This is a genomic window from Burkholderia sp. KL41, assembly GCF_057005415.2.
This window is the reverse complement of record NZ_CM174446.1, coordinates 3,398,524-3,410,622: the sequence shown is the minus strand read 5'-3', so window position 1 is coordinate 3,410,622 and position 12,099 is coordinate 3,398,524. Positions and strand designations below refer to the sequence as shown.

Genomic DNA, 12,099 nt, shown 5'->3' with positions numbered 1-12,099 from the left:
CCGGCGCGCGCCGCCGGCGGTCCCGACCGACCCGACCGAGAATCATGCTTCAACAAGAAACCACCATCGTCAATAAATTGGGGCTCCATGCGCGCGCATCGGCCAAGCTTACGCAACTGGCCGGTAACTTCCAGTCGGAAGTCTGGATGACGCGCAACGGGCGCAAGATCAACGCGAAGAGCATCATGGGCGTGATGATGCTGGCGGCGGGCATCGGCAGCACCGTGACGATCGAGACCGAAGGGCCCGACGAGCGGGAAGCGATGGACGCACTGCTGAAACTGATCGCGGACAAATTCGGCGAAGGCCAGTGATCCGCGCGCGCCGCGCACGGGATCGTTGCCGTTTCCAGTCAGAATGCCGCGGATTCCGCGGCATTTTTTTCGTCGGAAGCATTGATGCGGAATGTGCAATGCTGCGGTGCATGCAGTCAGCGGGGAGTCGCGGAATTTATAATCGCTAACCGGGGTCATAAGCGCATCGCAGCAGTGTGCCGCGGCTTTACTTGTACAGAGGAGGTGCGCGTGTCCTTCACGCTGCATGGCATTCCCGTCTCACGAGGTATCGCGATCGGGCGAGCGTACCTGATCGCGCCGGCGGCGCTCGACGTCGCCCATTACCTGATCGACGCAAACCAGATCGATGCCGAGGTCGAGCGCTTCCGCACGGCGCTCGATGTCGTGCATCACGAACTCGAGGCGCTGCGCGCCGACCTGACCGACGACACCCCGAGCGAGGTCGGTGCATTCATCGATGTCCACGCGATGATCCTGAGCGACGAGATGCTCGTGCAGGAAACCATCGACCTGATCCGCACGCGCCGCTACAACGTCGAGTGGGCGCTGACCGAGCAGCTCGAGCTGCTCACGCGTCACTTCGACGACATCGAGGACGAATACCTGCGCGAGCGCAAGGCCGACATCGAGCAGGTGGTCGAGCGCGTGCTGAAGGCGCTCGCCGGCGCACCGTCCGCGTCGCAGGCGCTCGACCGCGCGGCCGCGAACGGCACGAACGAGATGATCGTCGTCGCGCACGACATCGCGCCGGCCGACATGATGCAGTTCAAGTCGCAGTCGTTCCAGGCGTTCGTCACCGACCTCGGCGGCCGCACGTCGCACACGGCGATCGTCGCGCGCAGCCTCGGCATTCCGGCCGCGGTCGGCGTGCAGCACGCGAGCGCGCTGATCCGCCAGGACGACCTGATCATCGTCGACGGCGACCAGGGCATCGTGATCGTCGATCCGGCGCCGATCGTCCTCGAGGAGTATTCGTACCGGCAGTCCGAGAAGCTGCTGGAGCAACGCAAGCTGCAGCGTCTGAAGTTCTCGCCGACGCAAACGTTATGCGGCACCAAGATCGATCTGTACGCGAACATCGAGCTGCCCGACGACGCGAAGGCGGCCGTCGAGGCCGGCGCGGTCGGCGTCGGGCTGTTCCGTTCCGAGTTCCTGTTCATGCATCAGAAGGAGATGCCGGAAGAGGAGGAGCAGTTCGCCGCCTACAAGCGGGCCGTCGAGTGGATGAAGGGCATGCCGGTGACGATCCGCACGATCGACGTCGGCGCGGACAAGCCGCTCGAGGCGCTCGACGAGGGCTACGAGACGGCGCCGAACCCCGCGCTCGGCTTGCGCGCGATCCGCTGGAGCCTGTCCGAGCCGCAGATGTTCCTCACGCAGTTGCGTGCGATCCTGCGTGCGTCCGCGTTCGGCCAGGTGAAGATCCTGATCCCGATGCTCGCGCACGCGCAGGAGATCGACCAGACGCTCGACCTGATCCGCGAGGCGAAGCGCCAGCTCGACGACGCGGGGCTCGCGTACGATCCGAACGTGCGCATCGGCGCGATGATCGAGATCCCGGCCGCGGCGATCGCGCTGCCGCTGTTCCTGAAGCGGTTCGATTTCCTGTCGATCGGCACGAACGACCTGATCCAGTACACGCTCGCGATCGACCGTGCGGACAACGCGGTCGCGCACCTGTACGACCCGCTGCACCCGGCCGTGCTGCACCTGATCGCCTATACGTTGCGCGAAGCGAAGCGCGCGGGGGTATCCGTGTCGGTGTGCGGGGAGATGGCGGGCGACCCGGCGCTTACGCGCCTGCTGCTCGGGATGGGGCTCACCGAGTTCTCGATGCACCCGAGCCAGCTGCTCGTCGTGAAGCAGGAGATCCTGCGCGCGCACCTGAAGGCGCTCGAAAAGCCGACGGCCGACGTGCTCGCGGCGTTCGAGCCGGAGGAAGTGCAGGCCGCGCTGCAGCGCCTGTCGGTCGCCGAGCCGCGCGCGGATGCGGCCGCATAGGCGCCCACGTCGACGCTAAGACAGTAGCGAAGTGTCACCACGCATGCGCCGCCTGGCGCATGCCCGTCGCGCGTCAGTGCCGGCCCCCGCACACGGGGCAGTCGGCCTGGCGCGCGATTTTCATCGTCGTCCATTCCATCCGCAGCGAATCGAGCATCATCAGCCGCCCGTTGAGCGTCTTGCCGATGTCGCCGATCACGCGCAGCGCCTCGGCGGCCTGCATCGCACCGATGATCCCGACCGTCGGCGCGAACACGCCCATCGTCGCGCACGCGACCTCCTCGAACGGCTGGTCTTCCGGAAACACGCACGCATAACAGGGCGCGGCCGGGTCGCGGAAATCGAACGTGCTGATCTGGCCGTCGAAGCGCAGCGCGGCGCCCGACACGAGCGGCACGCCGTGCGCGACGCACGCGCGGTTGATCGCGTGCCGCGTCGCGAAGTTGTCGGTGCAGTCGAGCACGACGGTCGCGTTCGGCACGTGCGCGTCGAGCCATGCGTCGTCGACGCGCGCGGCGACCGCGTGTACCTTCACCTCGGGGTTCAGTTGCGCGAGCGTGTCGCGCCCCGATTCGACCTTGCTGCGGCCGACCGAGGCCGTCACGTGCAGGATCTGCCGCTGCAGGTTCGTGAGATCGACCGTATCGGCGTCGACGAGCGTGATCGTGCCGACGCCCGATGCCGCGAGGTACATTGCGGCGGGCGAGCCGAGGCCGCCCGCGCCGACGACGATCGCATGCGCATCGAGAAAGCGCTGCTGCGCCTCGATGCCGATTTCGTCGACGAGGATGTGGCGGGAGTAGCGAAGGAGTTGATCGTCGTTCATGGGGGGAGTCGTGGGCGAAGCGGCGGACGTGTCGTTATTTTAGGCGCGCATGAAAAACGGGCCATCGCGGTCTTCCCGCGATGGCCCGTCGGATGCCGGCCGGCGCTTACTTCGGCGCCGACGCGGGCTTCGGTGCGGAAGCCGGCTTCGCGCTTGCGCCCGATGCCTTCGGGGCCGTGGCGGCCTTGCCGGCCGTGCCCTTCGTGCTTTCGGCGAGCAGCGACTTCGATTCCTGCACCGGCTTGCCTTCGAGCTTGTTGAGCGCCTGCTGCATCATGAAGTCGTCGGCGCTGCCGAACTCGATCGGCTTGCGATCGCGATCCTTCTGGCGCTGCTCCGGCGTCTTCTTGTCGTTCTGCTCTTCGAGGACGCGCAGTTGATCCATCCGGCGCTGCTCGCGCTCTTCCTGTTCCTTCTTCTCGTTCGGATCCTGCGTGTTCGCGAGGTGGTTCGTGTAGTCGACCTCGCGCGTCACGAGCACGTCGTCCGGATCGCCGTCCGCGTACTGATCGACCGGCACGTCCGGCGTGATGCCCTTGTTCTGGATCGAACGGCCGCTCGGCGTGTAGTAGTACGCGGTGGTCAGGCGCAGCGCGGTGTCGGCCGTCATCGGGCGGACCGTCTGCACCGAACCCTTGCCGAACGTCGTCTTGCCCATGATCTGCGCGCGCTTCGAATCCTGCAGCGCACCGGCGACGATTTCCGACGCGGACGCCGAATAGGCGTTCGTCAGCACGATCATCGGCACCGTCTTGAAGACCGGCGGCAGGTTCTTCAGCGGATCGCCGTCGAAGGACGGCAGGCGATAGTTGTCGTACGTATCGCGGTAGACCTGCTTCGAATCGGGGATCTGGCCGTTGGTCGACACGACGACGGAGTCGGGCGGCAGGAACGCGCCGGCCACGCCGACCGCGCTCTGCAGCAGGCCGCCGCCGTTGTTGCGCAGGTCGAGGACGAGGCCCTTCAGGTTCGGCTGCTGGCGTGCGATGTCCTGCAGCTTCTGCGCGAGATCGGGCGTCGTGCGCTCCTGGAAGCTCGTGATGCGGACATACGCATAGCCCGGATCGAGGATCTTCATCTTCACGCTCTGGACCTTGATGATCGCGCGCGTGACGGTGACCGGGAACGTGCGGTCGTCGCTCTTGCGGAAGATCGTCAGCGTGACCTTGGTGCCCGGCTCGCCGCGCATCTGCTTCACGGCCTTGTCGAGCGTCATGCCGCGCACCGGCTTGTCGTTGATGCGCGTGATCAGGTCGCCCGGACGGATGCCGGCGCGGAACGCGGGCGTATCTTCGATCGGCGAGATCACCTTGACGAGGCCGTCTTCCTGCGAGATCTCGATGCCGAGACCCGCGAAGCGGCCCTTCGTCTGCTCCTGCAGCTCGTCATAGTCGGTCTTGTCGAGGAACGACGAGTGCGGGTCGAGGCTCGACACCATGCCCTTGATCGCGGCCGTCAGCAGCTTCTTGTCGTCGACCGGCTCGACGTACTCGCGCTTGATCTGTCCGAAGACTTCCGCGAACAGGCGGAGCTGGTCGAGGGGAAGCGGCGCCGTGGCGGTCTGCTCGGCCGATGCGGAAACCTGCAGCGTGGCGAACACGCCCGTGGCGAGGCCCGCGGCAATCAGGCCGATGTTCTTCAATTTCATTCGCATAGAGATCTGGTGCGGTCGGGAAGCGCGTGGCGGTAGCGGGGATGTAGCGGACAAGTATAACTGTTCGTCCGAAGACTCAGTGGAACGGCGCGAATTGCGTCGCAGCGGGCGTCGCGGCGGGCCCGGAGGCGGCCCGGCCGGGCACCGCCGGACGCGCCGCGGGTTCGAAAGCGGATTCGACAGCGCCGGGGGCGCGAAGGTTCGCGCGGTGCGCCGGCAAGGGGCGGGGCCGGGGTCGGGCATGCCGGGCCGGACGCGGCCCGCCCGGCCCGGCAGGCTCGCCCGGCCGACGGGCGTCAGCCCGCCTTGCCCTGCTTCGCGACGGCGGCCTGCGCCTGCGCGATCGCGTCCTGGTCGCCGAGGTAATAGTGCTTGATCGGCTTGAGGTTCTCGTCGAGTTCATACACGAGCGGCACGCCGTTCGGGATGTTCAGGCCGACGATGTCGCTGTCCGAGATGCCGTCGAGGTACTTGATCAGCGCGCGCAGCGAGTTGCCGTGCGCGGCGATCAGCACCTGCTTGCCGGCGCGGACCGCCGGGGCGATCGACTCGTTCCACAGCGGCAGCACGCGCGCGACCGTGTCCTTCAGGCACTCGGTGAGCGGCAGCTGCTCGCGCGGCACCTTCGCGTAGCGCGGGTCGTTGAACGGCGCGCGTTCGTCGGTCGGCTCGAGCGCGGGCGGCGGCGTGTCGTAGCTGCGGCGCCACACGAGCACCTGGTCGTCGCCGAACTTCGCGGCCGTTTCCGCCTTGTTCAGGCCCGACAGCGCGCCGTAGTGGCGCTCGTTCAGGCGCCACGAGTGGACGACCGGCAGGTACATCAGGTCCATCCGGTCCTGCACGTGCCACAGCGTGCGGATCGCGCGCTTGAGTACCGACGTGTACGCGATGTCGAACGTGTAGCCGGCCTCCTTGAGCAATTCGCCGGCCTGGTAGGCCTCGTTGCGACCCTGTTCGGTCAGGTCGACGTCGACCCAGCCGGTGAAGCGGTTTTCCTTGTTCCACGTCGATTCGCCGTGGCGGATGAGAACGAGTTTGTACATGGATCTTGCGGTCGGTAGTGATAGGGAAGCGGGGCGCGTCGTACGGGACCCGACCGGGGCCCGCCATCGCGCAAGACGGTTATTTTATAATGGCGGGATTGTCCTCATCCGATTTCTCTTTTTCCGGCGGAATTCCGTGACGTTCTTTACCGATTACACCAACCTGGCCCTTATCGCGATCCTGGTGGTATCCGGCGGCCTGCTGGCCTGGCCCGCGCTGCGCCGCGGTCGCGGCGGCCTGTCGGCCGCAGAGGCGACGCAACTCATCAACCGCCGCAATGCGGTCGTGATCGACGTGCGCGCCGCGTCCGACTTCGCGGCCGGCCACCTGCCGTCGGCCCGCCAGGTCGCGGCGGGCGAGATCGGCGCGAAGATCGCGCAGGTCGCGAAGAACAAGAGCACGCCGGTGCTGCTCGTCTGCCAGAACGGCCAGCAGTCGCAGAAGGCGGCGCGCGAGGTCGAGGCGGCGGGCTACGCCGAGGTGCACGTGCTCGAGGGCGGCGTGGCTGCCTGGCAGCAGGCCGGGATGCCGGTCGTCAAACAAGGAGTGGCGAAGTGAACAAGGTTTTGATGTACAGCACGCAGGTGTGTCCGTATTGCATCCAGGCCGAGCGCCTGCTGAAGCTGCGCGGTGTCGAGCAGATCGAGAAGGTGCTGATCGACCGCGATCCGGCCCGCCGCGACGAAATGATGTCGCGCACGGGGCGCCGCACGGTGCCGCAGATCTATATCGGCGACACGCACGTCGGCGGCTACGACGATCTGTCGAAGCTCGACCGCGAAGGCGGGCTCGTTCCGCTTCTGCAAGCGGCCTGATTAGGGCAGAATGGCCGCCGGCCGCGCCGCGGCTTGGGCGCGCAGGATTCATCCGTGGCGGCCGGCGCGAAGCCGGGCCGCCCCGTCACCACTTTTAGGGAAACACCATGTCCGACGTCGAAAACCAACCGTTCTTCAACATCCAGCGCGTCTACCTGAAGGATATGTCGCTCGAGCAGCCGAATTCGCCGGCCATCTTCCTCGAGCAGGACATGCCGTCGGTTGAAGTCGAAGTCGACGTCAAGGCCGACCGTCTCGCGGAAAGCGTGTTCGAAGTCGTCGTGTCGGGCACCGTCACCGCGAAGGTGAAGGACAAGGTCGCGTTCCTGATCGAAGCGAAGCAGGCCGGTATTTTCGACATCCGCAACATTCCGGACGAACAGCTCGACCCGCTCGTCGGCATCGCGTGCCCGACGATCCTGTTCCCGTACCTGCGTTCGAACATCGCCGACGCGATCACGCGCGCGGGCTTCCCGCCGATCCACCTGGCGGAAATCAACTTCCAGGCGCTGTACGAACAGCGTCTCGCGCAGCTTCAGCAGCAGGCCGGCGCCGCAGCAGGCGCGCCGAACGGCACGACGCTGAACTGACGTTTTGCTCGGAGGACCGGTGCTGGGTATGAAAGTAGCCGTTCTCGGCGCCGGTGCCTGGGGCACCGCGCTCGCGGGCCATCTGGCCGCGCGGCACGATACGCTTCTGTGGGCGCGCGATGCCGCGCTCATCGCCGGGCTGCAGGCCCGGCACGAAAATTCCCGCTACCTGGACGGCATCGCGCTGCCTGACGCGTTGCGCTACGACGCCGATCTCGGCGCCGCGCTCGCGCACGGCGCCGCGGACGACGCTCTGTGCGTGATCGCCGCGCCGGTGGCCGGGCTGCGCACGCTGTGTCACGCGATGCGCGCTGCGGGCTGCGTGCCCGCGCACATCGTCTGGGTTTGCAAGGGCTTCGAGGCCGACACGCATCTGCTGCCGCACCAGGTGATCGCGGCCGAGCTGCCCGAACAGCACAGCAACGGCGTGCTGTCGGGGCCGAGCTTCGCACGCGAGGTCGGGCAGTCGCTGCCCGTCGCGCTGACGGTGGCGAGCACGTCCGCCGAATGCCGCGAGCGCACGCTCGCCGCGTTCCATCACGGTGCGATGCGGATCTATACGGGGGACGACGTGGTCGGCGTCGAGGTCGGCGGCGCGGTGAAGAACGTGCTCGCGATCGCGACCGGTATTGCCGACGGCCTCGGCCTCGGGCTGAACGCGCGTGCCGCGCTGATCACGCGCGGCCTCGCCGAAATGTCGCGGCTGGGCGTCGCGCTCGGCGGCCGTGCGGAAACCTTCACGGGCCTGACCGGCCTCGGCGACCTGATCCTCACCGCAACGGGCGACCTGTCGCGCAACCGCACGGTCGGCCTGCAACTGGCGGCCGGCCGCACGCTGAACGATATCCTCGGCGCGCTCGGCCACGTGGCCGAAGGCGTGCGCTGTGCGCAGGCCGTGCTGGCCATCGCGCGGGCGCAGTCGATCGAAATGCCGATTACCGAAGCCGTGTGCGGCGTGCTGTTCGACGGCATCGCGCCGCGCGACGCCGTCAGCGGCCTGCTGCGGCGCGACGCGCGCGCCGAGTAGCGCGGCCGGGCGCCGCCTGGCGCCGTGTTCGCCGCGGGCGCGCGGCGTCAAAGCGCGCTACGCTTGAACAGTCTCCGGCGTTCCGGGAGGTTGTCATGCTGCAGATCCATTCCACCACGCTCGATGCGCAGGTCGTCGACATCACGACGCTCGATGTCGACGCGATCGTCAACGCCGCGAACGGCTCGCTGCTCGGCGGGGGCGGCGTCGACGGCGCGATCCACCGCGCGGCCGGCCCCGGCCTGCTCGCCGAGTGCCGCACGCTCGGCGGCTGCGACACGGGCGACGCCAGGCTCACGCGCGGCCACGGGCTGCCGGCGCGTTACGTGATCCATGCGGTCGGGCCCGTGTGGCATGGCGGCGGGCGCGGCGAGGCCGACCTGCTCGCGTCGTGCTACCGCCGCGCGATCGAGCTGGCCGAGGAGGTCGCGGCGACGTCGATCGCGTTCCCGGCGATCAGCTGCGGAATCTATCGCTATCCGGCCGAAGAAGCCGTCGATATCGCCGTGGGCACCGTCGCCGAAATGCTGCCACAGGCGCCGAACCTCGCACGCGTGGTGTTCGCGTGCTTTTCCCCCGACATCTACGACCTGTACCGCGCGCGGCTCGCTCGGACGTGACGCCTTCCGCGGGGCGGGAGGCGCCGTCCCGGCGTCATGCGCCGCCTTCGAAACCGGCCTGGCGCCACGCCTCGAACACGACCACCGCGACCGTGTTCGACAGGTTCAGGCTGCGGTTGTCCGGCCGCATCGGCAGGCGCACGCGCTGTTCGTTCGGGAAGCGCTCGAGCAGTTCGGCGGGCAGGCCGCGCGTTTCCGAGCCGAACACGAACCAGTCGCCCGGCAGGAACGCATGATCGTGGAAGCGGCCCGAGCCGCGTGTCGTGAACGCGAACATTCGCGCCGGATCGGGCGTTTCCGCCGCGATGAACGCGTCCCAGTCGCGGTGTACGCGCATCTGCGCATACTCGTGATAGTCGAGGCCCGCACGGCGCATCCGCGCGTCGTCGAGCGGGAAGCTGAGCGGCTCGATCAGGTGCAGGCGCGCGCCCGTGTTGGCGCACAGGCGGATCACGTTGCCGGTGTTCGGCGGGATTTCGGGGGCGACGAGGACGACGTTGAACATGTTTCGGTTTGGCTGGGCCGGCCGGGGCGGCGCTACGCGCGTGTTCCCGGCCGGCCGGTTCGTGACGGCCGCCGCCGTGTCCGGTCGGTCGGCCTCTCTATCTAATTAATCCCTGGCGGTGCGCAGCGCAACCAGATTCGTCACGCGTGCGGCGCCCGCCGCCTTCAGTGCGTGCGCGGCGGCCGCGAGCGTCGCGCCGGACGTCATCACGTCGTCGACGAGCGCAACGTGGCGGCCGGCGACGCCGCCCGTCACCGCAAATGCCGCGATCACGTTGTCGCGCCGTGCGTGCCGGTCGAGCCGCGACTGCGGCGCGGTGTCGGCGACGCGCGCGAGCAGCGCCGCATCCGCGCGCACCCCGAGCCGCCGCGCGAGCGGGCGCGCGATCGCCCACGCCTGGTTGTAGCCGCGCGCGACGAGCCGCCGGTGCGACAGCGGCACCGGCGCCACCAGGTCGAAGCCGCTGGCGCCGGGCGTATCGTCGATCAGCCGCGCGAGCCGTGCCGCGAATTCGGTGCCGAGCGCGAGTTGCCGGTGAAACTTCAGGCCGCGCGCGAGCCCGTCGAGCGGCGCGCGGTAATCCGCCAGCGCGAGCGTCGCATCGAACGGCGGCGGTGCCGCACGGCACGCGTCGCAACGGTACGCGGCCGCGCTGCCGGCGCGAGCGCCGCGGGGCCGGTGCGAACGCGGTTGCCCGATGCCCAGCGGTATCGCGCAGACGCCGCAGCGCAGCCGCGCTTCATTCCAGTACGCGGCGTCGCAGGCGACGCAAATCATCGTGTGTGACAAATTGCCGCACAGTGCGCAGCGATTCGGCAGCGCGACCGCGGCGACGCGCGCGGCCAGCGCGCGAACCTGCGACAAAGCGACGCGCATCGTGCGCCGGGCGGAACTGCGGATCATCGCAACACTCCTGACACCCCGCCTCAATGAAGCCTGCGGGGCGAGCGAGTATACTTCGGGCTCTTCGCCAGTGTGCCCGACATGTCCCCAGCTTCGACTTCAACCGGCCGTCCGGCCAATGACGCAAGGCGCCTGCGGCGGATCTTCGATCGCCGCGCCGCCACGTTCGACGCGGTCGCGTTCCTGCCGCGCGAGATCGCGCAGCGGATGAACGAGCGCCTCGAATACATCAAGGTCAGCCCCGCGGCCGTGCTGGACGCGGGCTGCGGCCCGGGGGACGACCTGCCGGCGCTGCGCGCGCGCTTTCCGGAGGCACCCGTATTCGGCGTCGACCTGTCCGGCGCGATGCTCGCGCGAGCCGGTCAGCGCGAGGTCGAGCAGACGAGCTGGCGCCGCTGGCTGCCGGCCTCGCTCGGCCGTGCGCTGGGCCAGCGCGGCCCCCGCGTCGCCCAGGCCGACTTCGCCGCGCTGCCGTTCCCGGGCGGCGCGTTCGACCTGATCTGGTCGAATCTCGCGCTCCACTGGCATTCGCGTCCGGACACGGTGCTGCCCGAATGGCAGCGCGTGCTGCGCGTGAACGGGCTGCTGATGTTCAGCACGCTCGGCCCCGATACGCTGCGCGAACTGCGCGCGGCCTGCGCGGATGCGGAAGCGGCGCTCGGCATCGTGCCGCCCGCCGCGCGCGTGATCGATTTCGTCGACATGCACGACCTCGGCGACATGCTCGTCGAGAGCGGCTTCGAGATTCCCGTGATGGATCAGGAAGTGCTGACCGTCACCTACAAGACCCCCGACTCCCTGCTGGCCGACGTGCGCCGCTGGGGCGCCTATCCGTTCGAGCGCGAGGCGCCGCAGCGCGCGACCCGGCGCTTTCGCGCGGCGCTCGGCGACGCGCTGGAGGCGCGCCGGCGCGCGGACGGCACGATCGCCCTGACGTTCGAAGTGATCTACGGCCACGCGTGGAAGGCCGTGCCGCGCACGACCGCCGAGGGGCACGGGATCGTGCGCATCGAGGACATCGGAAAGGGGCGTCCGAAGAATCGGTAGAGCGGTAAAGAGGGGTTTTGTTATGTCTGAAATTAGCGGCGCAAAGCGGGGTCGAATTGGCGCCTGAAATGGCCGGAAAGCTTGTCGCGCTTGGCTTGCGGGGCGATAGCCGCTTGCTTGTGGATGCCATTGAACCCGCCTATAATGCGTCAGCTTGTCGTCCCGGGGTCCCCGCAATACGGGGCGACGAGTCCGATGCAGGCATGCATCGCATGCCATTCGCGTGAGGCGGCGATGGAAGCAGCGAGGGTTTTGGCGGAGACGACGAACGGCGAGCCGGTCCTCGAAGACTGGCTGATGAAACGCAACTGTTCGGCGTCGCCGCGCCAGTTCGTGCTGTTTTACGCGTCGCTCGCGGGCTTCTCGCTGGTGATCGCGACATTGCTGATGTGGCGGGGGGCCTGGCTCGTCATGCCCTTCACCGGAATCGAGTTGCTGGCGGTGGGTGTCGCATTTGCGATCTATGCTCGCCATGCGGTCGATTACGAACGCATCAGGCTGTATCCGCACCGGCTCGTGATCGAGCGGATGGATGCGGAGCGGCTCACGCAGATCGAATTCAACCCGCGCTGGGTGCGGGTCGAGCCGGGTGCGACGCCACGCGATCCGATTCGGCTGGTATCGCGCGGGCAGACCGTCGTAATCGGGCAGCATCTCGCGCAGTACAAGCGTGCGCAGTTCGCCGACGAACTGCGTGCATCGCTCAGGCGCTGCGGCTGACGAGGCGCGGGCACTGGCCGGAAACGGGCCGGAGGCTTGCGACGGGGGAGG

Annotated in this window: 14 protein-coding genes; 9 read left to right on the top strand and 5 right to left on the bottom strand. The window is 68.3% G+C overall.

Annotated elements, in window-relative coordinates:
- The first annotated feature begins 44 nt into the window (after positions 1-44).
- A complete protein-coding gene (locus PQB87_RS16045) occupies positions 45-314 on the top strand; it encodes an HPr family phosphocarrier protein (RefSeq protein WP_006477716.1) in 270 nt (89 codons plus the stop codon).
- A gap of 210 nt (positions 315-524) precedes the next feature.
- Positions 525-2,297 (top strand): phosphoenolpyruvate--protein phosphotransferase, encoded by a 1,773-nt coding sequence (ptsP, locus tag PQB87_RS16040; RefSeq protein ID WP_059688699.1) that lies wholly within the window; start codon positions 525-527, stop codon positions 2,295-2,297.
- 73 nt (positions 2,298-2,370) lie between these two features.
- On the opposite strand, the gene PQB87_RS16035 is transcribed toward ptsP, so the two are convergent.
- The 3 genes from PQB87_RS16035 to gpmA form a co-directional block, all read right to left on the bottom strand.
- Positions 2,371-3,123 (bottom strand): HesA/MoeB/ThiF family protein, encoded by a 753-nt coding sequence (locus PQB87_RS16035; protein ID WP_048025695.1) that lies wholly within the window; start codon positions 3,121-3,123, stop codon positions 2,371-2,373.
- 106 nt (positions 3,124-3,229) lie between these two features.
- Complete coding sequence (locus PQB87_RS16030; RefSeq protein WP_027789055.1) at positions 3,230-4,777, bottom strand: S41 family peptidase; 1,548 nt, start codon at positions 4,775-4,777, stop codon at positions 3,230-3,232.
- 296 nt (positions 4,778-5,073) lie between these two features.
- Positions 5,074-5,820, bottom strand: a complete 747-nt coding sequence (gpmA, locus tag PQB87_RS16025) for a 2,3-diphosphoglycerate-dependent phosphoglycerate mutase (protein WP_021164239.1) — start codon at positions 5,818-5,820, stop codon at positions 5,074-5,076.
- A gap of 136 nt (positions 5,821-5,956) precedes the next feature.
- Between gpmA and PQB87_RS16020 the strand changes: the two genes are divergently transcribed.
- The 5 genes from PQB87_RS16020 to PQB87_RS16000 all read left to right on the top strand — a co-directional run bounded on the left by PQB87_RS16020 (position 5,957) and on the right by PQB87_RS16000 (position 8,873).
- The gene (locus tag PQB87_RS16020; RefSeq protein WP_021164238.1) at positions 5,957-6,379 is read left to right on the top strand and encodes a rhodanese-like domain-containing protein; all 423 of its coding nucleotides are present in this window, start codon (positions 5,957-5,959) and stop codon (positions 6,377-6,379) included.
- A complete protein-coding gene (grxC, locus tag PQB87_RS16015) occupies positions 6,376-6,636 on the top strand; it encodes a glutaredoxin 3 (RefSeq protein WP_021164237.1) in 261 nt (86 codons plus the stop codon). The genes PQB87_RS16020 and grxC overlap by 4 nt, the downstream gene beginning before the upstream one ends.
- Positions 6,637-6,743: 107 nt before the next feature.
- Complete coding sequence (secB, locus tag PQB87_RS16010; RefSeq protein WP_011353285.1) at positions 6,744-7,226, top strand: protein-export chaperone SecB; 483 nt, start codon at positions 6,744-6,746, stop codon at positions 7,224-7,226.
- A 28-nt stretch (positions 7,227-7,254) separates the two neighbouring features.
- Positions 7,255-8,253 (top strand): NAD(P)H-dependent glycerol-3-phosphate dehydrogenase, encoded by a 999-nt coding sequence (locus tag PQB87_RS16005; RefSeq protein ID WP_027789057.1) that lies wholly within the window; start codon positions 7,255-7,257, stop codon positions 8,251-8,253.
- A 95-nt stretch (positions 8,254-8,348) separates the two neighbouring features.
- Positions 8,349-8,873, top strand: coding sequence for an O-acetyl-ADP-ribose deacetylase (locus PQB87_RS16000; RefSeq protein ID WP_027789058.1), 525 nt, complete (start codon positions 8,349-8,351; stop codon positions 8,871-8,873).
- A gap of 34 nt (positions 8,874-8,907) precedes the next feature.
- Here the strand turns inward: PQB87_RS16000 and trmL are convergent, their stop codons facing one another.
- Positions 8,908-9,378 carry a tRNA (uridine(34)/cytosine(34)/5-carboxymethylaminomethyluridine(34)-2'-O)-methyltransferase TrmL gene (trmL, locus tag PQB87_RS15995; protein WP_489242374.1) on the bottom strand — a complete coding sequence of 157 codons (471 nt, stop codon included), beginning with the start codon at positions 9,376-9,378 and terminating at the stop codon, positions 8,908-8,910.
- A 105-nt stretch (positions 9,379-9,483) separates the two neighbouring features.
- Positions 9,484-10,281 (bottom strand): ComF family protein, encoded by a 798-nt coding sequence (locus tag PQB87_RS15990; protein ID WP_233345227.1) that lies wholly within the window; start codon positions 10,279-10,281, stop codon positions 9,484-9,486.
- Between the two features lie 81 nt (positions 10,282-10,362).
- On the opposite strand from PQB87_RS15990, the gene PQB87_RS15985 reads away from it, so the two are divergent.
- Positions 10,363-11,328 (top strand): methyltransferase domain-containing protein, encoded by a 966-nt coding sequence (locus PQB87_RS15985; protein WP_059498614.1) that lies wholly within the window; start codon positions 10,363-10,365, stop codon positions 11,326-11,328.
- A gap of 195 nt (positions 11,329-11,523) precedes the next feature.
- A complete protein-coding gene (locus tag PQB87_RS15980) occupies positions 11,524-12,048 on the top strand; it encodes a DUF2244 domain-containing protein (RefSeq protein ID WP_021163744.1) in 525 nt (174 codons plus the stop codon).
- The last annotated feature ends 51 nt before the right edge of the window (positions 12,049-12,099 follow it).